Below are 25,343 nucleotides of genomic sequence, written 5' to 3'. Positions count from 1 at the left end.
CTCATGAAAAAGAAAATTGCACTTTTGCCCGGCGATGGAATCGGACCGGAAGTCGTGACATCTGCAGTCGCAGTCCTTCAAGAGACAGCGGCTCAATTTAAGCACGAATTCGAATTCGAAACTGCGCTTATTGGCGGTATCGCAATAGATGAAAAAAACAACCCGCTTCCAAAGGAAACAGTAGATGTATGCAAAGGCTCTGATGCGATTTTATTAGGAGCAGTCGGTGGACCAAAGTGGGATCAAAACCCGCCAGAGCTTCGTCCAGAAAAAGGCCTGCTCGCCATTCGTAAGCAGTTGGACTTATTTGCCAACATCCGGCCTGTAAAGGTGTTCGATAGCTTAAGCGAGGCATCTCCGTTAAAACAGGATCATATTAATGGAGTCGATTTCGTCATCGTTCGTGAATTAACAGGCGGTCTCTATTTTGGTGAACCAAGCGAACGCTATACGGATGATGAAGGAAAAGAAGCTGCCGTTGATACGCTCCTTTATACAAAGGAAGAAATTGTCCGCGTATTAAAAGAAGCGTTCGACATGGCCTTAACAAGACGGAAAAAAGTGACGTCTGTGGATAAAGCGAATGTCCTTGCTTCTAGTAAACTATGGCGGGATGCAGTAGAAGAAGTTGCTGCTCAATATCCAGAAGTTGAATTTGAGCATATGCTCGTCGACAATGCTGCCATGCAGCTGATTTACAAGCCCGCTCAATTTGATGTCATTGTGACGGAGAATATGTTCGGTGATATTTTAAGTGACGAAGCTTCTATGATTACTGGATCACTCGGCATGCTGCCATCTGCTAGTTTATCAAGCACTGGCCTTCATTTATATGAGCCAATTCATGGTTCAGCACCCGATATTGCGGGGCAAAACGTTGCAAACCCTCTGGCAACCATTTTATCAGCAGCAAGCTTGCTTAGAACATCCTTTGCATTAGAAGAAGAAGCGGCTGCAATAGAAGAAGCTGTCGAAGCTGTTCTTGCCTCTGGCAAACGAACAAAAGATTTAGCAGCAAAAGAGGGAACTTATCAAACGACTGAAGAAATCACTAATGCGGTTGTAGACGCACTCAAGCAGCGCGTGCAAACCATTGTGTAAATAGAATCTTGTGGAATTAGATAGAGGGAGGAAAAGGGTTATGCCTCGAACAATCATCGAAAAAATATGGGATCAGCATGTAGTCAAAAGCGGCGAGGGGAAACCAGACCTTTTATATATTGATCTGCACTTGGTGCATGAAGTGACATCACCTCAAGCATTTGAAGGATTAAGACAAAAAGGGCGCAAGGTGAGAAGACCTCAAAACACGTTTGCGACGATGGATCACAACATCCCAACTGTGAATCGATTTGTGATTAAAGATGAGATTGCTAAAAAGCAAGTGAGTGCCTTAGAGCGCAACTGTGCGGAATTTGGCGTTCGTCTTGCTGATCTCCACAGTGTTGACCAGGGGATCGTCCATGTCGTTGGACCGGAGCTTGGATTGACACTTCCGGGGAAAACAATCGTTTGTGGAGATAGTCATACATCAACTCACGGCGCGTTTGGTGCACTTGCCTTTGGGATCGGTACAAGTGAGGTTGAACATGTACTTTCTACACAAACACTTTGGCAGCAGCGTCCGAAAACGCTAGAAATTAGAGTAGACGGAAAGCTTCAAAAAGGGGTAACCGCCAAAGATGTCATTTTAGCCGTCATTGGTGCACACGGCGTGAAGTTCGGTTCAGGTTATGTCATTGAATACACTGGGGAAGTATTCAGAAACATGACAATGGATGAGCGGATGACTGTTTGTAATATGTCGATTGAAGCAGGCGCGAGAGCAGGATTGATTGCACCTGATGAAGTCACCTTTGAATATTGCCGCGGCCGCAAATATGCACCGCAGGGCGAGGATTTCGAAGCAGCTATTAAAGAATGGGAAGAACTTAGAACAGATCCAGGTGCAACCTACGATAAAACCATTGTGTTAGATGGAAATAAGATTTCACCAATGGTTACGTGGGGAATTAACCCAGGAATGGTACTGCCTGTGGATGCATCAATCCCAGGACCTGAGGACTTTGCACAAGAAGATGATCAAAAAGAAGCAATTCGTGCTTACGAATACATGGGTGTCCACCCGCATCAGCGTATAGAAGATATTACGATTGAGCATGTCTTTATCGGCTCATGTACGAACTCAAGAATGACTGATTTACGCCAAGCTGCTTCTATGATTGAAGGACAAAAAGTAGCAGATCATGTCAGAGCGATTGTGGTGCCTGGCTCTCAAAGTGTCAAATTGCAAGCAGAAGAAGAAGGTCTTCATGAAATCTTCCTTGAAGCAGGATTTGAATGGAGAGAATCTGGCTGCAGTATGTGTCTTAGTATGAATAACGATGTGGTACCGGAGGGCGAACGCTGCGCGTCCACATCAAACCGTAACTTTGAAGGGCGTCAAGGGAAGGGTGCGAGAACGCATCTTGTCAGCCCGGCAATGGCTGCAATGGCTGCGATACATGGCCGCTTTGTCGATGTCAGGAAGTTTAATCAAGAGAAAACAGTCGTGTAAGGAGTTGTCATAGATGGAGCCTTTAGTCACTCATAAAGGAAAAGCCGCTGTGCTTAACCGTATCAATGTAGATACAGATCAAATTATTCCGAAACAATTTTTAAAAAGAATCGAACGAACAGGATATGGCCGCTTTGCCTTTTTCGACTGGCGTTATTTAGCCGATGGCAGCCCAAATCCAGATTTCGAACTAAATCAGCCGATCTATGAAGGAGCATCCATTTTGATCGCAGGGGAGAACTTTGGCTGCGGATCATCTAGGGAACATGCTCCTTGGGCGCTTGATGATTATGGCTTTAAAATTGTCATCGCACCATCATTCGCAGATATATTTCATCAAAACTGCTTTAAAAATGGGATGCTTCCGATTCGCCTTGATTATGATGTGTGGAAAACCTTCGCTGCGTCATATGAGAACAAAGGGTATGAGATGACGGTTGATCTTGAAAAACAGCAGATAGAAGATCATGAAGGGAATATCACCCCTTTTCAAGTCGACCCTCACTGGAGAGAAATGCTCCTAAATGGTTATGATGAGATTTCATTAACATTACTTCTAGAAGATGACATTCAAGCATTTGAAGAAAAGCGCAGCAGCTGGCTGCGCGCTTAAGCAACGAGAAGCTGTCCGCCCGAGGTGTGACGGCTTCTTTTTTGCATGAAAACCTCTCGTTACTTGTGTTTACTAATCTTCGTTGGTAAACTGATAAAAAATATGCGCCCGAAAGGAACGTAAGCATGAAGCATGACAAGAAGAAAGATAATGTCATTTTGTTTCCTGGTCTGAAAGAAAGACTGATTGAAAAAGGAATGGCAGCATTAAAAGATAAGCAGTATCAAGAGGCGCTTCACTTGTTTTCAGAAGCTAAATCGTACGATGACGATGAAGAATCCGATATTCACCTCGGAATGGCCATTTGTTTTCTGGAGCTGGGTGAGCTGCAGGATGCAAAGCGTGTTTGTGAAAAAATGTTGCATGAAGGATATGGCCACTATTTCACTGTGCTCCAAGTGTATATGACGATCCTCATTCAGCTGAAAGAATATGAAGAAGTCAAACAGACGATTGAGGCTGTGCTCGAGGAAAACCATCTTCCGGCAGAAAGCGCGGAGCATTTTTACAAGCTGCTCGAATTTAGCAGAAAAATGATCGACTCACCTGAAGAGATTTTAGATGAAGATGAGGACGCCGGAAGTGAGGTCAACATAGATGATATGCTGAAGCGTCCGGAAGAACAGGTCCAGTTCATTCATTCATTGAAAGACCGGAATATTACACCGCATATGGGTCTATTAAATACAATCTTACAAAATCCTGATGGGAACCCTTTGGTCAAATCAATGATCCTGCAGCTTCTGGCAGATCATGATGTGGCAAAACCGGTTCATGTGACAAAATTCGGTGATTCTTTAACCCTTATTCCTTCTGAGGCTGTAAAGCCAGAGCAGATGCCGCTCCTTCAGCAAGTCCTTCGTATGCTTGATGACACGCTCGGCAATGAGAATCCGACCCTTTACCAAGCCGTGGAAGAGTTATGGCGCCGGCACTTATTTGTGTTGTATCCATTTCTTCCTAAATACACAGATCCGAGTCTTTGGGCAGCGGCACTTCATAAAGTAGGCTATGAAATGCATGGAATTGAGATTGAACTCGAAGAATTGCATCTATTGTATGAATTTAACGAACGAGAGCTGAGAGAAGCTTGCACAATGCTGAAAGATATTGAAGAAATTTCTTATTTGTAATTTGTCGATTTAGTTGAAAGACGGACTTGTTATGTTATAATATAATGGTTGTATTTGTGCATATATAGTGCAGTTGTCAGATTCCAACGGTTGAAAGACGATATGTATAATCAAGTCAAATGTTGTATACATAATGCAAGCTTCTTAGCGGAGTGCGTGGTTTTTGATTGGACGAAGTCTTTATGATGCTTTAGAATGGAGCAACGCACAATCTGAATAGATTTTTGGAGGGAAACACACATGTCAGTAAAATGGGAAAAACAAGAAGGTAACGAAGGCGTACTAACTGTAGAAGTTGACGCTGAAACATTTAACAAAGCACTTGATGATGCATTTAAGAAAGTGGTTAAGCAAGTATCGATCCCTGGATTCCGTAAAGGGAAAGTACCACGTGGTCTTTTCGAGCAGCGTTTTGGTGTAGAATCTCTTTATCAAGATGCATTAGATATTCTTCTTCCGGTTGAATATCCAAAAGCAATCGACGAAGCTGGTATCGAGCCAGTTGACCGCCCTGAAATCGATGTTGAGAAAATCGAAAAAGGCGAAAACTTAATCTTCACTGCAAAAGTAACAGTGAAGCCTGAAGTAAAACTTGGTGACTACAAAGGTCTTAACGTAGAAAAAGACGACACAGCTGTTACTGATGAAGATGTACAAGAAGAGCTTAAAGGCATGCAAAACCGTCAAGCTGAGCTTGTTGTCAAAGAAGAAGGCGCAATCGAAAACGGCGATACAGTTGTTCTTGATTTCGAAGGATTCGTTGATGGAGAAGCATTCGAAGGCGGAAAAGCTGAGAACTACTCTCTTGAAGTAGGTTCTGGTTCATTCATTCCTGGTTTCGAAGAGCAATTAGTTGGTCTTGAAGCTGGCGCTGAAAAAGACGTAGAAGTTACATTCCCAGAAGAATACCATGCTGAAGACCTTGCAGGTAAACCAGCTGTATTCAAAGTGAAAATTCATGAAATCAAAGCAAAAGAACTTCCAGCACTTGACGATGAGTTCGCTAAAGATGTTGATGAAGAAGTAGAAACGCTTGCTGAGTTAACTGAAAAAACGAAGAAACGTCTTGAAGAAGCAAAAGAAAACGAAGCAGAAGGAAAACTTCGTGAAGAGCTAGTTGCGAAAGCTTCTGAAAATGCGGAAGTTGACATCCCACAAGCGATGGTTGACACTGAGCTAGACCGCATGATGAAAGAATTCGAACAACGTCTTCAAATGCAAGGAATGAACCTTGAGCTTTACTTCCAATTCTCTGGACAAGATGAAGATGCGCTGAAAGAGCAAATGAAAGAAGATGCTGCTAAACGCGTAAAATCTAACCTAACACTTGAAGCAATTGCTGCTGCAGAAAACTTACAAGTGTCTGACGAAGAAGTGGAAGAAGAACTTTCAAAAATGGCTGAAGCATACAACATGCCAATTGAAAATATCAAACAAGCGATCGGATCTACTGAAGCAATGAAAGAAGATCTAAAAGTTCGTAAAGCAATTGATTTTCTTGTAGAAAACCGTTAATATGGTGCATAATAATAAAACAGGGCGCGAGTGACTCGTGCCTTGTTTTGTACAATTTTTGACTTATCATCGCTTCTTTTGGAAACGATAGTGTAAGTCGCATCTTTCTGTCATACATATCTCAATGTGCAGTGTTAGAAACACATCGTTACCGTCTTTTAGGAAAGTATGGTAAAATGCATACATACTGGACCCAGAAAGGTAGCTGACTGTTAGCTACAGGCAAGTGAAGAAGAATAAGGGGTGAAAGAATGTTTAAATTCAACGAGGAAAAAGGTCAATTAAAATGCTCGTTTTGCGGAAAAACGCAAGATCAAGTGCGTAAACTGGTCGCAGGACCTGGCGTATATATATGTGATGAATGTATCGAGCTTTGCACGGAAATAGTTGAAGAAGAGCTCGGCACAGAGGAAGAAGTTGAATTCAAGGATGTTCCGAAGCCTCATGAAATTCGGGAGATTCTTGATGAATATGTCATCGGACAAGACAATGCGAAAAAATCCTTAGCTGTAGCGGTGTATAACCACTACAAACGGATCAATTCCAACAGCAAGATTGATGATGTTGAGCTTTCGAAAAGTAATATTTCTATGATTGGACCAACAGGAAGCGGTAAAACATTACTTGCTCAAACACTTGCACGTATTTTAAATGTTCCATTTGCGATCGCAGATGCAACATCATTAACTGAAGCGGGTTATGTTGGTGAAGACGTAGAGAATATTTTACTAAAGCTGATCCAGGCAGCGGATTATGATGTAGAAAAAGCGGAAAAAGGCATTATCTACATCGATGAGATCGATAAAGTAGCAAGAAAATCAGAAAACCCTTCTATCACTCGCGATGTATCTGGGGAAGGCGTCCAGCAAGCCCTTTTGAAAATTCTTGAAGGAACAGTCGCTAGTGTACCGCCTCAAGGTGGACGTAAGCATCCGCATCAAGAATTCATTCAAATTGATACGACGAACATCCTCTTCATTTGTGGAGGAGCCTTTGACGGGATTGAGCAAATCATCAAACGCCGCTTAGGTCAAAAAGTAATTGGATTCGGTGCGGAAAATAAAGTCGAAGATCTTGAAAAAGAAGTCCTTCTATCAAAAGTACTGCCAGAAGACTTGCTTCGCTTCGGTTTAATTCCAGAATTCATCGGTCGTCTGCCGGTTATTGCAAGCCTAGAGCCGTTAGATGAAAAAGCACTTGTAGAAATCTTGACGAAGCCTAAAAATGCGCTTGTTAAGCAATATACAAAAATGCTTGAGCTTGACGATGTAGAGCTTGAATTTGAAGAAGATGCTCTTAGCGAAATTGCGAAAAAGGCAATTGAGCGTAAAACAGGAGCTCGTGGTCTTCGCTCGATCATTGAAGGCATCATGCTTGATGTCATGTTTGACCTTCCATCTCGTGATGATATTGAAAAATGTGTCATCACTGGTGCAACGGTTGCTGATGGTGAGCCGCCGCGTCTTGTGTTAAAGGATGGCACAGTCGTCAACAAGGATACTAAAACATCTGCATAAGAGAAGTCTCGCTCCTGAATCATTTTGATTCAGGAGTTTTTTATTTATCGTGGAAGACGTGTTTATTCCGTCCAGCTCTAGGAAATACTAGCAGACAGAAACCAATACATAAGATAGATGAAGGAGGGAGCACCGATTGAGCTGGACAGGAATCGTATTATTCATACAGCTGTTCTTTGGTATCGTCATCGGGCTGTACTTTTGGAACTTACTGCGAAATCAGCGTACACAAAAGGTGACGATAGACAAAGAATCAAAGAAAGAAATGGAAGCGCTCAGAAAGATGCGGTCAATCAAGCTGAGTGAGCCTTTATCAGAGAGAGTCCGGCCAAAGGGATTTCAAGATATTGTAGGGCAGGAAGACGGCATTCGTGCTCTAAAAGCAGCGCTGTGCGGTCCAAATCCTCAGCATGTCATAGTCTACGGACCCCCGGGGGTTGGAAAAACAGCCGCTGCCCGTCTTGTTATGGAAGAAGCGAAACGTCATGCTGATTCACCGTTTAAGAAAGATGCGGTATTTGTGGAGCTCGATGCCACAACCGCAAGATTCGATGAACGTGGCATTGCAGACCCACTCATTGGCTCCGTGCATGACCCGATTTACCAAGGGGCGGGAGCAATGGGACAGGCAGGTATTCCGCAGCCAAAACAAGGAGCCGTTACGCATGCTCATGGCGGGGTTCTGTTTATCGATGAAATTGGTGAACTGCATCCGATCCAAATGAACAAAATGCTGAAAGTCCTTGAAGATCGGAAAGTATTTTTAGACAGTGCTTACTATAGTGAGGAAAACACCCAAATTCCGAATCACATTCATGATATTTTTCAAAATGGGCTTCCGGCTGATTTTCGATTGATTGGTGCTACGACAAGAACACCTGAAGAAATTCCACCAGCGATTCGATCGAGGTGCTTAGAAATTTTCTTTAAGGACCTTGACCAGCATGAACTGAAAATTGTCGCTGCTAAGGCTGTCCAGAAAATCCAAAAGGAATTATGTGATGAAGGGCTGAACTTGTTAACCTCTTATGTGAAAAATGGCCGTGAAGCAGTCAATATGGTGCAGATCGCCGCTGGAATGGCCGTCACGGAAAACAGAAAAGACATCACGATCGCCGATGTCGAGTGGGTCATTCACTCAAGCCAGCTGACACCAAGATATGAACAAAAAGTACCGGAAAAGCCAAAAGTCGGTGTAGTGAATGGTCTGGCAGTCTACGGACCAAACAGCGGTGCCTTGCTCGAGATTGAAGTGAATATATGTAAGGCACTCGAAAAAGGAAGTATCAACATTACAGGCATTGCAGAAGAAGAAAGCATTGGCAGTCAGTCTAAATCTATTCGACGAAAAAGTATGGCAAAAGGATCTGTTGAAAATGTATTAACAGTGCTGAGAAACTTAGGGATACGGACAAATGAATATGACATCCATATTAATTTTCCAGGCGGTGCCCCTATTGATGGACCGTCTGCTGGGATTGCCATGGCGGCAGCGATTTTCTCTGCCATTCATCAAATCCCGATTGATCATCTGACAGCAATGACAGGTGAAATCGGATTGCAGGGTCAGGTGAAGCCGATCGGCGGTGTAATACCGAAGATTAAGGCGGCGAAACAAGCTGGTGCCACAACTGTGATTATTCCTTATGACAACCAGCAGTCGATCTTAAAAGAGATTGAAGGCGTCACCATTGTGCCTGTGAAGCACTTCCAAGAGGTGCTGGATCACTGTTTGGTCAACCCTCCAGACGAGAAGAAAGATGGACTAGAAGAGGAAATGAAAAGAAAATCTGTTTAATCCCCATCACATATGGGGATTTTTTAGTGAAATAGATCTTTTTTTCTTTTTCAAGATAAAAAGAAAGGGTATACTACGGTAAGATCATCATTTCTCAAGTCTTTTACATTGTACAAGACTGAAACAGGTATATTATAATGATTCATACTAGTGACGGAGGTGTCAATCAACATGGCAGATGAAATCAAAAAGAATGTTCCGCTCCTCCCATTGCGAGGCTTGCTTGTTTATCCAACAATGGTCTTGCATTTGGACGTTGGACGCGAGAAGTCTGTTCAAGCATTAGAACAGGCGATGATGAACGATCATATGATTTTTCTAGCAACACAGCGGGAAATTTCAATAGATGAACCAGGTGAAGAGGAAATTTTCAAAGTCGGCACCTACACAAAAATCAAACAAATGCTGAAGCTGCCGAATGGAACGATTCGTGTACTCGTTGAAGGCTTAAATCGAGCGCAGATCGAGTCATATGTGGAGCTTGAGGACTATACGTCCGTCGATATTAAAGAATTGGCAGAAGAAGAGTTAAAGGACGCAGAAGCAGAAGCACTCATGCGCACTTTGTTAGATCACTTTGATCAGTACATAAAAATTTCAAAAAAAATCTCAGCTGAAACATATGCAACGGTGACGGATATTGAGGAACCGGGGAGAATGGCAGATATCGTCGCTTCTCACCTGCCGCTCAAATTAAAGGACAAACAAGAAGTACTGGAAACAGTGGATGTCAAAAAACGTCTGAATCGTGTCATCAGCTTAATCCACAATGAAAAAGAAGTGCTGGAAATTGAAAAGAAAATTGGCCAGCGCGTCAAACGTTCAATGGAACGAACGCAAAAAGAATATTATTTGCGTGAACAAATGAAAGCCATTCAAAAGGAGCTTGGAGACAAGGAAGGAAAAACAGGCGAAGTCAGTTCATTAATGTCTAAAATCGAAGAGTCCAGCATGCCGGATTCTGTTCGTGAAACGGCGCTAAAAGAATTGAACCGTTATGAAAAAATTCCTTCAAGCTCTGCGGAGAGCTCTGTCATTCGAAATTATATTGATTGGCTGATTAATCTTCCATGGGGCATCTATACAGAAGATCGTCTAGATTTAAAGCTTGCAAGTGAAATTTTAGATGATGAGCATCATGGACTGGAAAAAGTCAAAGAACGTGTACTTGAATACCTTGCTGTACAGAAGCTGACCAATTCATTAAAAGGACCGATTCTTTGCTTAGCAGGACCTCCTGGGGTAGGGAAAACGTCACTTGCCAAATCGATTGCTAAATCACTTGACCGAAAGTTTATCCGTATCTCTCTTGGCGGGGTGCGTGATGAATCTGAAATTCGCGGACATAGAAGAACATATGTAGGGGCGATGCCAGGCCGTATCATTCGTGGGATGAGTAAGGCAGGCACAATGAATCCAGTGTTTCTTTTAGATGAAATCGATAAGATGTCCTCTGATTTTAGAGGTGATCCGTCTTCTGCGATGCTTGAAGTGCTGGATCCAGAGCAAAATCACAACTTTAGCGATCACTATATTGAAGAGACATTTGATTTATCACAGGTGTTATTTATTGCCACTGCCAACAATTTAGCAACCATTCCAGGTCCACTTCGTGATAGAATGGAGATTATCACGATTGCAGGGTATACAGAGGTTGAAAAAGCAGAGATTGTGAAAGATCATCTTCTGCCGAAGCAGCTAAAGGAGCACGGATTAAAGAAAGGGAACTTGCAGCTTCGTGAAGCAGCGATTTATGATATGATTCGCTATTACACAAGAGAAGCAGGAGTTCGTGGATTAGAGCGTCAGCTTGCAGCCATTTGCCGAAAAGCGGCAAGAGCGATTGTGGCTGAAGACCGCAAGCGCATCACAGTGACGGAAAAGAACTTATCTGAATTTCTCGGAAAAAGACTTTACCGTTATGGTCAGGCTGAAACGACAGACCAAGTCGGGGTTGTCACAGGACTTGCGTATACGACAGTTGGCGGAGACACCTTATCCATTGAGGTATCACTTTCTCCTGGTAAAGGCAAGCTCTTGTTAACAGGTAAGCTTGGTGATGTCATGAGAGAATCTGCACAGGCGGCATTCAGTTATATTCGTTCCAAAGCAGATGAACTGAACATTGATCCTAATTTTAATGAAAAGCACGATATTCATATCCATGTTCCAGAGGGTGCGGTTCCAAAGGACGGGCCATCAGCTGGTATCACCATTGCGACGGCTCTTGTATCAGCACTCACAGGACGTCCTGTATCAAAAGAGGTTGGTATGACAGGAGAGATAACGTTAAGAGGAAGAGTGCTTCCGATTGGCGGACTAAAAGAAAAAGCATTAGGCGCACATCGTGCAGGATTGAAAACCATCATTCTTCCAAAGGACAATGAGAAGGATATTGATGATATTCCTGAAAGTGTGAGAGAAGGACTAACCTTTATTCCGGTCTCACATTTAGATGAGGTGCTTGAGAAAGCGTTGGTAGGAGAGGGAAGATGAAAGTAACAAAATCAGATATCGTCATTAGTGCGGTGAAACCAGAGCAGTACCCGAGCGGCGGACTGCCTGAAATCGCGCTTGCTGGACGATCAAATGTTGGAAAGTCCTCGTTCATCAACTCATTGATTAATCGTAAAAATTTAGCGCGTACGTCTTCTAAACCAGGTAAGACCCAGACGCTTAATTTCTACATTATTAATGATATGCTCCATTTTGTGGACGTTCCGGGCTACGGTTTTGCCAAAGTATCAAAAACAGAGCGCGAAGCCTGGGGTAGAATGATCGAAACGTATATTACAATGCGTGAAGAATTAAAAGCAGTCGTCCAAATTGTGGACCTGCGCCATAAGCCATCAGTAGATGATGTGAACATGTATGAATTCCTTAAATATTACGGAGTTCCCGTGATCGTCATCGCAACAAAAGCGGATAAAATTCCAAAAGGTAAATGGGAAAAACATGCGAAAGTCGTCAAACAGACGCTCGACATTGACCCATCAGATGAACTCATCTTATTCTCTTCTGAAACAAAAAAGGGAAAAGATGAAGCCTGGAATGCGATCCTTGCGAAGGTAAACGGCTAAAAAAAGGCATCTGCGATGAGCAGATGCTTTTTTATCTTTGTCTTCTTTTCGGCGTGATAAGAAAACCCTTGAAGTCTAGAAAGGACGAGTACTGGCGCGGAGCGAATTTGCTATTCGTGAGCACCAGCACGCAGGACTGACACCGAATGCGAGGGTTTGTCTTTACGCTGAAGGCATCTGCCATGAGCAGATGCCTTTTTTATTGTATAAGTTATTTCCTTTTTAAAAATAATAAGAGGAGACTGATAGCAATCAGTACATAAGGCCAGTACAATTCAAAGCCGGAAGTAGGGATCGAAAGGGAACTTAGCTGTTTTGTAATTTGCTGAAAGAAATAAAGGAACAAACCGAGTGCGATCAGCACAACACTTTCAATTCGATATTCTTTTTTCTGAGATGATTTCACAAAGAGTGCAAGTCCTACGATGAACACAATCATTGTAAATGTGTCTGGCCAGTGGTCCAATTTAGGCTGTAGAATAAAGTGTAGCGAAAGGCCTGTCATGAGCATACCGATAAACACATGAGCGCTTTCTTGCTCCTTTTTTCCTTGATATAAGAACGCGAGGCCAAAAAGCAGTATAAGTGTATACCATTTCTCTTGATCCTTCCAAATGTCAAATTGACCTCCTGAGAGAATGGCATATAGCGCTACAGCCAATAAAGTGAGCGGCAGCAAAATGGATTTCTTCTTCAAAGATGTCACCTTCTTTTAAGCAGATCATTTGTCCGCACGCGCCAAATCTGGTAAATTGCTTGAAGTGATGATCTGGCATAATTGGTGTCGAACATTTTTCTACTATATCACAACATTTTTGAAATCTGTTCACAATTTTTATCCAGTTAAAAATGAATATATGTTATAATCATTATAAATAATAAATTCTATATTGTAATTATTATAAATTAGACAGGGCGTTGGGGGTGCAAGCTGAAGTTATGCATATTCTTGTTGTGGGTTTAGATTATAAAACAGCCCCTGTTGAGATACGGGAACAGCTGAGCTTTGAACCGAGTGAGCTCGGAACAGCGATGTCCAAGCTTAAAGAAGAAAAAAGCATTCTAGAGAATATCGTCATCTCAACATGTAATCGAACAGAGATCTACGCAGTAGTAGATCAGCTTCATACTGGACGGTTTTATATAAAAAGATTTTTAGCCGATTGGTTCGGTTTAGAAAAGGAAGATGTCTCTCCATATTTGAAGTTTTATGAAAACGATGGAGCGGTTGAGCATTTATTCCGTGTGGCTTGTGGACTTGATTCCATGGTCATTGGTGAAACGCAAATACTCGGTCAAGTACGTTCCAGCTTTAAAGTAGCTCAAGAGGAGAAGACCATTGGTACCGTTTTCAATTATTTATTTAAACAGGCGGTAACCGTTGCGAAGCGCTCTCATGCGGAAACGGATATTGCGTCTAATGCCGTGTCTGTCAGCTATGCAGCTGTTGAGCTTGCCAAAAAAATATTTGGACGTCTTTCTGATAAGCATGTCCTGATTCTTGGTGCGGGCAAAATGGGCGAACTGGCGGCTCAAAACCTTCAAGGTCAAGGAATTGGCCAAGTAACGGTCATCAACCGAACGTTTGAGAAGGCAAAGGAATTGGCGGGTCGTTTTTCAGGAGAGCCTAAAAGCTTAAATCAATTAGAAAAAACATTATCCGAAGCGGACATTTTAATCAGCTCAACGGGAGCGAAACAATTTGTCATTACAAAAGAAATGGTCGAAAGTGCGAATAAAAAACGGAAGGGCAGACCTCTATTTATGGTGGATATTGCTGTACCCCGTGATTTAGATCCAGCTATTTCTGAAGTAGAAGGTGCTTTTTTGTATGACATTGATGACCTTGAAGGCATCGTGGCTGCTAACTTAAAAGAGCGCCGTGCAGTGGCTGAGCAGGTTGAGCTCCTGATTGAAGCAGAAATTGTGGAATTTAAGCAATGGCTGAATACGTTAGGTGTTGTTCCGGTCATTTCTGCACTTAGAGAAAAGGCACTCACAATTCAAGCTGATACGATGCAGAGTATTGAGCGGAAGCTTCCAAACCTCACAAATCGTGAAATGAAGCTGTTAAATAAACATACGAAAAGCATCATCAACCAAATGCTGAAAGATCCTATCTTAAAGGCAAAAGAAATTGCCGCGGAGCCGAATGCAGAGGAAAAGCTTTTACTCTTTAAAGAAATCTTTGATCTACAGGTTGAAGATGAAGAGCAAAAGGTCGAGCCGATGCAGGTGGAGCAAGGATCATTTCAGCTGTTCAAACCAAATATGGCACAAGGCTTTGCTACAGTTGCCAGTGAGTGATTAAGCGATGATGGAATCCATTGTAGCGAGACTCAATGAAGCAACGATCTTAATCTATGCACTAAGTGTCTTGTTCTATTTCATAGATTTTCTTCAACACAACCGGAAGGCTGGAAAAATGGCTTTCTGGTTGCTTTCTATTGTCTGGCTGCTGCAAACAGTCTACATGTTCTATATTATGATGGAAACAGACCGATTCCCTGTGTTGAATGTAGCAGAGGGGTTATATTTTTATACGTGGGTGCTTGTGACACTTTCGCTTGTGCTCACAAAGATATTGCGCGTTGAATTTATTGTCTTTTTTACAAATGTGATCGGTTTTTCCATGATGGCGATTCACACCTTTACACCATCTGACCTCCATTCAGCAGAACTAACGGGGAAGCTGACGAGTGAACTGCTCGTGATTCATATTACGATGGCAATTTTATCCTACGGTGCCTTTTCACTTTCATTTGCGTTTTCACTGCTTTATCTCTTTCAATATCGTTTGCTGAAAAAGAAAAAATGGGGAAAATGGCTTTTGAGAATTGAAGACTTATCAAAGCTGGATCATATGGCGTACGTATTAAACATTATTGGTGTGCCTATGCTCTTGCTTAGTTTAATTCTTGGCATCATATGGGCATATATTTCGTATGATACGTTGTACTGGACAGATGCAAAGGTGCTTGGTTCGTTTATTATGCTGTTTTTATACGGCTTTTACTTATATATCAGATTGGTGAGAAATATGCAGGGCAAAATCGTGGCACTATGGAATGTCGCTTCATTTCTTGTGCTGATGATTAATTATTTTCTGCTTGGTAGCTTATCAACCTTTCATTGGTTTCAATAATGATGAGTCTTAAAGGCATTGTCGGGAGGAAGACGTATTGCGTACAATTAAAGTAGGTTCTAGACGAAGTAAGCTGGCAATTACACAAACAAAATGGGTCATTCAAAAGCTGTCTGAATTAAACCCTTCTTATTCTTTTGAAATAAAAGAAATTGTGACAAAGGGTGATCAAATTTTAGATGTGACTTTATCTAAGGTTGGCGGAAAAGGACTGTTTGTTAAAGAGATTGAGCAGGCGATGCTGAATCATGACATCGATATGGCGGTGCACAGCATGAAGGATATGCCCGCTGCTCTTCCAGAAGGTTTAGTTATTGGCTGTATTCCTGAGCGTGAAGATGTGCGGGATGCACTTATTTCGAAGGATCATCTAAGTCTCAGCGAACTGCCTAAGGGCGCAATTGTGGGAACAAGCAGCTTACGGCGCAGCGCCCAGCTTCTTCAGGAAAGACCAGATCTTGAGATTAAATGGATTCGAGGAAACATTGATACAAGATTGGAAAAGCTGAAAAATGAAGAGTATGATGCCATTATTCTAGCGGCTGCCGGTCTGTCCAGAATGGGATGGAGCAAAAAGGTCGTGTCGGAATTTTTATCTCCTGAGACTTGCCTTCCTGCCGTTGGACAAGGCGCGCTATCGATTGAGTGCCGCGGGGATGATGAAGAACTGCTTAAGCTTCTCGCCCAATTTACGAATGAATATACGAAGAAAACGGTCCTTGCAGAAAGAGCCTTCCTCAAACAAATGGATGGAAGCTGTCAGGTGCCGATCGCTGGCTATGCAACAATGAATGAGCATAATGAAATTGAACTAACAGGTCTTGTTGCTTCTGCTGATGGACACACGATTATTCGAGAAACCGTCACAGGCACTGACCCTGAAGCCATTGGAACAGCGTGTGCGAAGCAGATGGCCGATAAGGGAGCAAAGGATTTGATCGACAAGGTGAAAAAGGATCTGTCTCAATGAGCATAGGCAAATCGCTTCACGGACAGACGGTGCTTGTCACTCGAAATGAACGTCAAGCGGGCGTGTTTCAGCAAAAGATCGAAGCGCTGAACGGCCATGCGGTTTTAACCTCTCTTATTCGGTTTGAGGCTACGCTCACAAAAGAAAAAGCGCAGGCCTTTTTAAAGGACTTACAAAATAGCCACTGGCTTGTTTTCACGAGTGTGAATGGTGCGTCTTTTTTTCTGAATTACATAAAAGACCATCATTTACATAAGAGCTTAACCCATTTGAAAGTGGCTGCTGTAGGAGAGAAAACCTCTGCCTATCTTGAGCAGCACGGCTTGAAGGTGGATGTGGTGCCAGAACGATTTATAGCGGAGGAACTGGCAGATGCATTACTTGACCATGTACGCCCAGGAGAGCGTGTGTTTGTAGCAAAAGGGCATCTGTCACGAGATGTGGTCAAAGAGACCCTCATTCCGCTCGGCATAGAGGTAAAAGAATGGATTTTATATGAAACAGTTAAGGATGAGGAAGGAATTGCTGCTCTTAAATCGGCAATGACGAAGCAATCATTTGATTTTATTACATTTACGAGCTCATCCACTGTTCATTCTTTTATGCATGTGATGGAACCAGACGCAGCGATGCTTGCTGCATCTGACACCAGTTTTGTGACGATCGGTCCTCTGACAAAAGAGGCACTGCTTCAATACGGGATTTCATCTGAAACCCCAGAAACTTATACGATAGACGGAATGCTTGATTTAATGTGCCGTTTATCTGAAAGGAAGTTGAACCATTGATGAAATTTAACAGACACCGCAGATTGCGGACAAGCGCAGGAATGAGAGAATTAGTCAGAGAAACCTTTTTAAGACCATCTGATTTCATTTACCCGATCTTTTTTGTAGAGGGAGAAAATGTCCGAAAAGAAGTCTCTTCAATGCCAGGTGTATATCACATTTCTGTAGATCTTGTGAAAGAAGAAGTCCAAGAGCTTGTGGACCTTGGCATCAAATCAATCATTGTATTTGGTGTGCCAGATCATAAAGATCATGTAGGTAGTGAGGCGTATCACGATCATGGCATTGTTCAAAGAGCAACGCTTGAGATCAAAAAGCATTTCCCAGAGCTCGTGGTTATTGCAGACACTTGCTTATGCCAATATACAGATCACGGACATTGCGGAATCGTTGAAGATGGAGAAATCTTAAATGATGAATCTCTTCAGCTATTAGCGAAAACTGCTGTCAGCCAAGCGCGTGCAGGTGCAGATATCATCGCGCCTTCAAATATGATGGACGGATTTGTTGTTGCCATTCGTGAGGCACTTGATGAAGCAGGCTTTATTCATGTACCTGTCATGTCATATGCGGTGAAATATGCAAGTGCTTTTTACGGTCCGTTCCGTGATGCGGCACATAGTACACCGCAGTTTGGAGATCGTAAAACATATCAAATGGACCCTGCAAACCGTTTAGAAGCACTAAGAGAAGCGCAATCTGATGTAGAAGAGGGAGCTGACTTCTTAATTGTCAAACCATCCCTTTCTTACTTAGACATTATGCGTGATGTGAAAAATGAATTTACACTCCCTGTTGTTGCTTACAATGTGAGCGGAGAGTATGCAATGGTGAAAGCCGCTGCTCAAAATGGCTGGATTTCTGAAAAAGAGCTTGTTCTTGAAATGCTGACAAGCATGAAACGTGCAGGAGCAGAACTCATCATTACGTATCATGCAAAAGATGCAGCAAAATGGCTCTCAGAATAAAGAACGGATAGACAGGAGGACGTTGAAATGGGACGTAGCTATGAAAAATCAAAGCAAGCATTTGAAGAAGCACAGCATTTAATGCCTGGTGGTGTCAACAGCCCTGTGCGTGCATTTAAATCAGTCAACACAGACCCAATTTTTATGGAACGAGGCAAAGGCGCCAAGATCTATGATATTGATGGAAATGAATACATCGATTATGTCTTATCATGGGGACCGCTTATTTTAGGACATACGAATGACCGTGTCGTTGAAAGCATTCAGCGAGTAGCGGAAAATGGGACAAGCTTCGGTGCTTCTACGTTAGTTGAAAATGAATTAGCTAAACTTGTATCAGAACGGGTTCCTTCCATCGAAGTTATTCGCATGGTCAGCTCTGGTACAGAGGCGACGATGAGTGCACTTCGTCTAGCTCGTGGTTTTACGGGCAGAAATAAAATTGTGAAATTTGAAGGCTGCTATCATGGCCACGGTGATTCTTTGCTCATTAAAGCGGGTTCTGGAGTAGCAACGCTTGGACTGCCTGATAGTCCTGGTGTTCCTGAAGGGACTGCAAGTAACACAATCACAGTGCCGTACAATGATTTAGAAAGTATTCAAGTTGCTTTTCAAGAATTCGGAGATGATATCGCTGGTGTTATTGTAGAGCCGGTCGCAGGAAATATGGGGGTTGTCCCTCCGCAAGAAGGTTTCTTGCAAGGACTAAGAGACATCACGGAGCAATACGGATCATTGCTTATTTTTGATGAGGTCATGACAGGCTTCCGTGTGGATTATCACTGCGCGCAAGGCTATTTTGGCATCACACCTGATCTGACGTGCCTTGGTAAAGTCATTGGCGGCGGTCTTCCGGTCGGTGCTTATGGCGGAAGAGCGGATATTATGAGACAAATTGCGCCAAGCGGTCCAATATATCAAGCAGGAACGTTATCTGGTAACCCTCTTGCGATGACAGCAGGCTTAGAAACCCTAAAACAGCTGACACCTGAGTCTTATGAAGAGTTTAAACGAAAAGGTGACCGTTTAGAAGAAGGTATTTCGAAAGCGGCGAAAGCATACGGAATTCCATTAACGTTTAACCGTGCGGGTTCCATGATCGGATTCTTCTTTACAAATGAAGAAGTGATCAATTATGACAAAGCGAAAACAGCTGATCTTGCTTTATTCGCTGAATTTTACAAAGAAATGGCCGATCACGGCATCTTCCTCCCGCCTTCTCAATTTGAAGGACTATTCCTGTCAACAGCTCATACAGATGAAGACATCGAATATACGATTGAGACAGTGGAAAAGGTTTTTCAAAAACTACGTCGATAAAACAAAAGCCGATATGGAGACATATCGGCTTTTTGCATTGGAGAAAACCAATCATATTTTCACTTCCTCCCACATACAACTGTATTGACATCTAATTTTATTTTTTAAGGATTAGATGAAAGGAGGACACCGACTTGTCTCAAAACAATCGATTACAGTTTTCGGTAGAAGAATCCATTTATTTCAAAAGCGGACAGGAAGTCAGTGAGCTGCTGTCAATTTCTCTCGACCCTGACATTCTCGTTCAAGAAGTGAATGATTATGTTTCTATTAGAGGTTCACTCGAGCTAACAGGAGAATACAACATAAATCAAGAGGAGCTATTGGGTGAATTGAGTTCCTTTCCAACATACAGGGAAGCAGATGAGGTAAAGGTCAGAGAAGACGGAACGGCGGAGCTTCTGCATCAATTTCCAGTCGATATCACCATTCCGAAGAACAAAATTAGTCATTTAAATGATGTGTTTGTGTTTATTGATGCGTTTGATTACCAGCTGACAGAGAATCGTTTGCTTACCATTCAGGCTGATTTAGCCATTGAGGGCTTATTAAACGAGGAAACGCCTCCGGCGCCTGTAGAGGAGCCGTATGAATTTGTCCATCGTTCTGAAGTGGATTATGGCGATATGGCCTACGATTATCAGTTGCAGCCGGAACATGAAGAACAAGAAGAGCTGCAAGGCGAAGAACGTGAGCATGATGAGAATCAGCCTGTATTCCAACATGATACGCGCGCGGAGCAGGAGGAACAGGAAGTGCAGGAAGTACAAGAAGAAGAGGAAGAAGAAATTAAGATAGAATTGGTGAACAGGGAAGTAGAGGAAGCGTCCGACGAAACTGAAGAATTAGAAGAACCTGAAGAGCCAGAACAGCCAGAACAGCCAGAACAGCCGAATAATCAAGAAGAAGCTGTGGCGCTTGGTTATCGATCCATCCCTGAAGCTCAGGTGCAGGAACCGCCATTTTTTGAACCGCCAAAGCTATTAGAAGAAGAGGAGCGGGAAGAGCCGTTCTTTGAAGTGGAAGTAAGAAAGGATCCGGAAGCTGCTGAAGAGCAGGAAGAAACGGTACAGTCGTATCCGGCTTTTGAATCACCTGCTGATCAAGTGGAGCCTGAGCATGAGGCGCACGATGATGAATATCAGCTCGGGCGGTTATATGAACGGGAAGCACCTAAAATATATGAGTCAGCTCAAGAAGAAGAGGAGCTTGAAGAAGACGTGAGAGAAACGTCTGGCAGTGAGAACTCTCTTTATTTAACAAAGCTGTTCGCTAAGCAGGAGGAGGAAGATTTTTCCCGCATGAAAATATGTATAGTTCAGCAAGAAGATACGGTCGATCGTATTTGTGAGAGATATCAGTTGAATGTGCAGCAGCTTCTTCGCACAAACTCATTATCGATTGATGCGGAGCTTGAGGAAGGGCAGATTCTTTATATTCCTGAATATCAAAAAAGCAATGCATAGCAAGCGATGACTGACCGAGAAAATGTGGTGAGTGAACGTGGATGAAATCCAATCTGTCTTATACGAATACGGACTTGAGGCTGAATATATTGAACCTGTCAGTCCTGCTGTCATCAAGGTATATACAAAGCAGGGTGTATTTGCTCTAAAGCGAGTAAAAGCCAGCCGGCATATGCAATTTACAGAACAAATGCTTGAACTGGAATCAAAGGGCTATCGCTCCTTTGTGCCGATTTATCGGACGACGAGCGGTTCCTTTTTCTCAAGTCATCGGGAAAGCCAGTATGCATACTATCTGATGCCGTGGCTGACGAATGAAAAGAGAGAAGAGCAGGACGATAAGCACGAATATTTATTTCAAGAGATTGCAAGACTTCATAAGCGGACTGAAGTCATGATGGATATCACAGAGCAAGAGATCGAAGCGCATTACACACAAATCAAGACCAAATGGGAAACAGAGAAAGACATGTATGAACGATTCATAGAGCGGGCAGAACAAACGTGGTATATGTCGCCATTTGAGCTGGCCGCTGCTATGTATTTTTCAGAGGCGATGTCTGCCAGTGAATTTGCGCTTGAACGTTTAGAAGATTGGCATGAAGAAATGAAAGACAAAGAGACAACGCGTGTTGTGCTAAATCATGGGCAGCTATCGATCCATCACTTTTTGTATAATGATGTAGGGACAGGACATTTCACCAATTTCGAGCGGTCTAAAAAAGCCTCCCCCATTTATGATCTTCTGACCTTTTACTTTCGGACTTTCAAAACCTATCCTACGTCTTGTCCTGAATGTACTTCTTTGTTTTATACGTATCAAAAAGGAAACCCTCTTCGGGAGGAAGAACTGCATTTGTTCCTAAGCTACCTCGCTTATCCGCAAGGGCTGTTTGATACAGTAAAAGCCTATGAAGCAGGCGGGCAGGATGAAATGGAAAGCTGCCAGCAGCTGTTAAGAGCGTATTGGCAGATGAAAAATTCTGAGCCGACCGTCATGAAAATTCACGAAATTGAGCAGGCTAGACGGCTTGAAGAAGAACAAAGTGCCTCGTCATCGGCGGAATGACGAGGTTATACTGCGTTGGCTTTATATGGGCAGGTACATAATGATGAGTTTTTAAAACCAATCAAGATGAAAGGCACAGGCGAGAAAAATAAGAATACCTAGAATGAGGACGTCAAATGTCGTAGGGAAAATGATCGTACGAAATCCTTGAAATATAGCAATCGGGAGAACGACTTGGGAAGCAACTGCCCGAATTTGTCTCAGCCAGGGGGGAAGTGTGTAAGGATTGATCTTCTTCAAATCAAACGCCCTCCTTCTTCATTTTGTTATTATCATATGGGCAAAAGGGCGAAGGGTGCCTGCCCAATTTGTATAAAGAAGAAGAAAAGCGGAAAAGATGATTGACGAAAACAAAAGGCATTTAGTAATATTAATAAAAGATGAGTATGTGCTGATGAACGTGATATATCGTAAGCGTGGATCAGGAAGAGTACGAGCAAGACCCTAAAGAGAGGGAAGCCAAGAGCTGAAAGGTTTCCTAGGATGTACTTGTTTGGAAGGTCGCCTGTGAGCTTAATTTCTTGAATGAACAAGTAGAGAAATTCGGGAGAACCCCGTTATCCTTTAGAGTGTATGGGACACGTGTATGTGTCTCATGAAAAAAGGTGGTACCGCGAAAAAGCTTTTTCGTCCTTTTATAAGGATGGAAAGGCTTTTTTTATGTTTCATCAGCCGAAAAAATGTGGAGGTTACACAAATGGGAACAAATAATCAAGAAATGCCAACAAAGTACGATCCGAATGCGATTGAAAAAGACCGCTATACGTACTGGCTTGAAGGGAAATTCTTCGAAGCACAAAATGATAAAACGAAAGATCCATATACAGTCGTCATTCCTCCACCAAACGTGACAGGAAAACTGCACCTTGGGCATGCATGGGATTCTACACTCCAAGACATCGTGACACGTATGAAACGGATGCAGGGCTATGACGTTCTTTGGCTTCCAGGTATGGACCATGCCGGTATTGCGACTCAAGCAAAAGTCGAGGCAAAGCTTCGCGAAGAAGGCGTAAGCCGGTATGACCTTGGCCGGGAGAAATTTGTGGAAGAAACGTGGAAGTGGAAAGAAGAATATGCAGATTTTATTCGCAGCCAGTGGGCGAAAATGGGACTTGGCCTCGATTACTCCCGTGAACGTTTTACTTTAGATGAAGGTCTGAATAAAGCCGTTCGCCAAGTGTTTGTTCAATTGTATGAAAAAGGGCTTATTTATCGCGGAGAGTACATCATTAACTGGGATCCAGCAACGAAAACGGCACTTTCTGATATTGAAGTGATTTATAAGGATGTTCAAGGTGCGTTTTATCACTTGAGATATCCGCTTTCAGATGGAACAGGTTCAATTGAAATTGCGACAACAAGACCTGAAACTATGCTGGGGGATACAGCCGTAGCCGTACACCCTGATGACGAACGCTATCAGCATTTGATTGGAAAAACAGTGGTTTTACCAATTACAGGCCGTGAAATCCCAATCGTCGGTGATGACTATGTCGATATGGAGTTTGGCTCAGGTGCTGTGAAAATTACACCTGCTCACGATCCGAATGACTTTGAGCTTGGAAACCGCCACGGGCTAGAGCGTATTCTTGTCATGAATGAAGATGGCACAATGAATGCGAATGCCCTGAAATACAAAGGAATGGACCGTTTCGAATGCCGCAAACAGCTTGTGAAGGATTTACAAGAGGAAGGCATTTTGTTCAAAATTGAAGACCACATGCATTCAGTTGGTCATAGTGAGCGAAGTGGAGCTGTCGTTGAACCGTATTTATCGACACAATGGTTTGTGAAAATGCAGCCGCTGGCAGACGAAGCCATTCATCTGCAAAAAGGGGACGACCAAGTTCAATTTGTTCCAGACCGATTTGAAAAGACATATTTACATTGGATGGAAAATATCCGTGACTGGTGTATTTCTCGTCAGCTATGGTGGGGACACCGCATTCCGGCTTGGTATCATAAAGAAACGAAAGAAGTATACGTTGGACTTGAAGCACCAGAAGATATTGAGAACTGGGAACAGGATAACGATGTACTTGATACATGGTTTAGTTCAGCGCTGTGGCCGTTTTCTACAATGGGCTGGCCAGATGCAGACAGTGAAGACTTCAAGCGCTACTACCCAACCAATCTGCTTGTAACAGGCTATGACATCATTTTCTTCTGGGTATCCCGCATGATCTTCCAAGGTCTTGAATTCACAGGAGAAAAACCGTTTAAAGATGTCCTCATTCATGGGCTCATCCGCGACGAACAAGGACGTAAAATGAGTAAGTCGCTTGGCAACGGAATTGATCCAATGGAGGTCATCGACAAATACGGTGCGGATTCATTAAGATATTTCTTAGCGACTGGAAGCTCACCAGGCCAGGATCTTCGTTTTAGCTTTGAAAAGGTTGAATCCACTTGGAACTTTGCGAACAAAATTTGGAACGCATCCCGTTTTGCTTTAATGAATATGGATGGTTTAACGTATGATGAGCTTGATTTATCAGGAGAAAAATCAGTTGCTGATCAATGGATTTTAACACGCTTAAATGAAACAATTGAAAGTGTCACACAGCTTGCTGACAAATATGAATTCGGTGAAGTGGGCAGACATTTATACAACTTCATTTGGGATGATTTCTGTGATTGGTACATTGAAATGGCGAAGCTTCCGCTTTATGGTGAAGACGAAGCAGCAAAGAAAACGACTCGTTCGATCCTTGCGTATGTATTAGATCAAACAATGAGACTTTTACATCCGTTTATGCCGTTCTTAACAGAAGAAATCTGGCAGCATCTACCGCATGAAGGTGAGTCTATTACTGTAGCGGCATGGCCTGAAGTGAAGCCGGAGCTTTCCAACGAACAAGCTTCTGCTGATATGAAGCTGCTTGTTGAACTCATTCGTTCTGTTCGTAACATTCGCAGTGAAGTGAACACGCCAATGAGCAAACAAGTTGAGCTTTACATTAAAGCATCTACGTCTGATGTTCAGGAACGTTTAGAGAAAAATCGTTCATATATTGAGCGATTCACGAACCCAAGTGTTCTTGAAATTGGCACAGATGTCCCAGCTAGTGATAAAGCGATGACGGCTGTTATTTCTGGAGCAGAACTCATTCTGCCGCTTGAAGGCTTAATCAACTTAGATGAAGAAATTGCTCGTCTGCAAAAAGAGCTTGATAAACTGACAAAAGAAGTGGAACGAGTTCAGAAAAAGCTTGGCAATGAAGGCTTTATGAAAAAAGCGCCTGAAAGTGTCGTAGAAGAAGAGCGTGCGAAAGAACGTGATTATGTCGCAAAACGCGAAGCTGTTCAAAAGCGTATTGAAGAGCTGAAAGCATAAGAGTGAAAAGACGGCTCCTAATGAAATGGAGTCGTCTTTTTTGAAAATTTCGTATGAAATGAGA

General features: G+C 42.8%; 20 protein-coding genes and 1 other annotated feature. Of the genes, 18 read left to right on the top strand and 2 right to left on the bottom strand.

Going from position 1 to position 25,343, the window contains the following annotated elements; all coding sequences use genetic code 11:
- Nucleotides 1–3 precede the first annotated feature (3 nt).
- The 9 genes from leuB to yihA all read left to right on the top strand — a co-directional run bounded on the left by leuB (nucleotide 4) and on the right by yihA (nucleotide 12,213).
- Nucleotides 4–1,101, top strand: coding sequence for a 3-isopropylmalate dehydrogenase (leuB, locus tag NSU11_RS12780; RefSeq protein WP_257802677.1), 1,098 nt, complete (start codon nucleotides 4–6; stop codon nucleotides 1,099–1,101).
- Nucleotides 1,102–1,141: 40 nt separating this feature from the next.
- The gene (leuC, locus tag NSU11_RS12775) at nucleotides 1,142–2,557 is read left to right on the top strand and encodes a 3-isopropylmalate dehydratase large subunit (protein ID WP_234107266.1); all 1,416 of its coding nucleotides are present in this window, start codon (nucleotides 1,142–1,144) and stop codon (nucleotides 2,555–2,557) included.
- Between the two features lie 13 nt (nucleotides 2,558–2,570).
- A complete protein-coding gene (gene leuD / locus NSU11_RS12770) occupies nucleotides 2,571–3,170 on the top strand; it encodes a 3-isopropylmalate dehydratase small subunit (protein ID WP_024423183.1) in 600 nt (199 codons plus the stop codon).
- Nucleotides 3,171–3,295: 125 nt separating this feature from the next.
- Complete coding sequence (gene ddcA, locus NSU11_RS12765) at nucleotides 3,296–4,303, top strand: DNA damage checkpoint antagonist DdcA (protein ID WP_283859531.1); 1,008 nt, start codon at nucleotides 3,296–3,298, stop codon at nucleotides 4,301–4,303.
- Nucleotides 4,304–4,543: 240 nt separating this feature from the next.
- Nucleotides 4,544–5,818: a trigger factor gene (tig, locus tag NSU11_RS12760; protein ID WP_024423181.1), complete on the top strand. Its 1,275-nt coding sequence runs from the start codon at nucleotides 4,544–4,546 to the stop codon at nucleotides 5,816–5,818.
- 251 nt (nucleotides 5,819–6,069) lie between these two features.
- Entirely contained in the window at nucleotides 6,070–7,335 is a 1,266-nt protein-coding gene (gene clpX / locus NSU11_RS12755) for an ATP-dependent protease ATP-binding subunit ClpX (RefSeq protein WP_024423180.1), read from the top strand.
- Between the two features lie 136 nt (nucleotides 7,336–7,471).
- Complete coding sequence (lonB, locus tag NSU11_RS12750) at nucleotides 7,472–9,133, top strand: ATP-dependent protease LonB (RefSeq protein WP_073206715.1); 1,662 nt, start codon at nucleotides 7,472–7,474, stop codon at nucleotides 9,131–9,133.
- A 171-nt stretch (nucleotides 9,134–9,304) separates the two neighbouring features.
- On the top strand, nucleotides 9,305–11,629 hold the full coding sequence (gene lon / locus NSU11_RS12745) for an endopeptidase La (RefSeq protein ID WP_044331485.1): 2,325 nt from the start codon (nucleotides 9,305–9,307) through the stop codon (nucleotides 11,627–11,629).
- On the top strand, nucleotides 11,626–12,213 hold the full coding sequence (gene yihA / locus NSU11_RS12740; RefSeq protein WP_024423177.1) for a ribosome biogenesis GTP-binding protein YihA/YsxC: 588 nt from the start codon (nucleotides 11,626–11,628) through the stop codon (nucleotides 12,211–12,213). The genes lon and yihA overlap by 4 nt, the downstream gene beginning before the upstream one ends.
- A 211-nt stretch (nucleotides 12,214–12,424) precedes the next feature.
- Here yihA and NSU11_RS12735 read toward each other — a convergent pair whose 3' ends face one another.
- Nucleotides 12,425–12,910 (bottom strand): hypothetical protein, encoded by a 486-nt coding sequence (locus tag NSU11_RS12735; RefSeq protein ID WP_206534411.1) that lies wholly within the window; start codon nucleotides 12,908–12,910, stop codon nucleotides 12,425–12,427.
- Between the two features lie 242 nt (nucleotides 12,911–13,152).
- On the opposite strand from NSU11_RS12735, the gene hemA reads away from it, so the two are divergent.
- The 8 genes from hemA to ysxE all read left to right on the top strand — a co-directional run bounded on the left by hemA (nucleotide 13,153) and on the right by ysxE (nucleotide 21,939).
- Nucleotides 13,153–14,520 (top strand): glutamyl-tRNA reductase, encoded by a 1,368-nt coding sequence (gene hemA / locus NSU11_RS12730; RefSeq protein WP_024427831.1) that lies wholly within the window; start codon nucleotides 13,153–13,155, stop codon nucleotides 14,518–14,520.
- Between the two features lie 7 nt (nucleotides 14,521–14,527).
- Nucleotides 14,528–15,358 carry a cytochrome c biogenesis protein gene (locus NSU11_RS12725; RefSeq protein WP_122631802.1) on the top strand — a complete coding sequence of 277 codons (831 nt, stop codon included), beginning with the start codon at nucleotides 14,528–14,530 and terminating at the stop codon, nucleotides 15,356–15,358.
- 37 nt (nucleotides 15,359–15,395) lie between these two features.
- Nucleotides 15,396–16,328 carry a hydroxymethylbilane synthase gene (gene hemC, locus NSU11_RS12720; RefSeq protein ID WP_268414794.1) on the top strand — a complete coding sequence of 311 codons (933 nt, stop codon included), beginning with the start codon at nucleotides 15,396–15,398 and terminating at the stop codon, nucleotides 16,326–16,328.
- Nucleotides 16,325–17,116, top strand: a complete 792-nt coding sequence (locus tag NSU11_RS12715; RefSeq protein ID WP_268414792.1) for a uroporphyrinogen-III synthase — start codon at nucleotides 16,325–16,327, stop codon at nucleotides 17,114–17,116. The genes hemC and NSU11_RS12715 overlap by 4 nt, the downstream gene beginning before the upstream one ends.
- On the top strand, nucleotides 17,116–18,084 hold the full coding sequence (gene hemB / locus NSU11_RS12710; protein WP_029706177.1) for a porphobilinogen synthase: 969 nt from the start codon (nucleotides 17,116–17,118) through the stop codon (nucleotides 18,082–18,084). The genes NSU11_RS12715 and hemB overlap by 1 nt, the downstream gene beginning before the upstream one ends.
- A 27-nt stretch (nucleotides 18,085–18,111) precedes the next feature.
- Nucleotides 18,112–19,404: a glutamate-1-semialdehyde 2,1-aminomutase gene (hemL, locus tag NSU11_RS12705; RefSeq protein WP_039180405.1), complete on the top strand. Its 1,293-nt coding sequence runs from the start codon at nucleotides 18,112–18,114 to the stop codon at nucleotides 19,402–19,404.
- Between the two features lie 134 nt (nucleotides 19,405–19,538).
- On the top strand, nucleotides 19,539–20,870 hold the full coding sequence (locus NSU11_RS12700; RefSeq protein ID WP_342493602.1) for a LysM peptidoglycan-binding domain-containing protein: 1,332 nt from the start codon (nucleotides 19,539–19,541) through the stop codon (nucleotides 20,868–20,870).
- Between the two features lie 37 nt (nucleotides 20,871–20,907).
- Nucleotides 20,908–21,939, top strand: a complete 1,032-nt coding sequence (gene ysxE / locus NSU11_RS12695) for a spore coat protein YsxE (RefSeq protein WP_034621137.1) — start codon at nucleotides 20,908–20,910, stop codon at nucleotides 21,937–21,939.
- A gap of 51 nt (nucleotides 21,940–21,990) precedes the next feature.
- Here ysxE and NSU11_RS12690 read toward each other — a convergent pair whose 3' ends face one another.
- A complete protein-coding gene (locus NSU11_RS12690; protein ID WP_003216497.1) occupies nucleotides 21,991–22,179 on the bottom strand; it encodes a hypothetical protein in 189 nt (62 codons plus the stop codon).
- 168 nt (nucleotides 22,180–22,347) lie between these two features.
- Nucleotides 22,348–22,577 (top strand) — a binding site (T-box leader).
- 59 nt (nucleotides 22,578–22,636) lie between these two features.
- Here NSU11_RS12690 and NSU11_RS12685 point away from each other — a divergent pair.
- Nucleotides 22,637–25,279, top strand: coding sequence for a valine--tRNA ligase (locus NSU11_RS12685; RefSeq protein ID WP_073206700.1), 2,643 nt, complete (start codon nucleotides 22,637–22,639; stop codon nucleotides 25,277–25,279).
- Nucleotides 25,280–25,343 lie beyond the last annotated feature (64 nt).

It is taken from the genome of Bacillus sp. FSL R5-0712, assembly GCF_038593285.1.
Lineage (GTDB): Bacteria > Bacillota > Bacilli > Bacillales > Bacillaceae > Bacillus > Bacillus safensis.
This window is presented reverse-complemented; position numbering and strand designations above follow the sequence as displayed.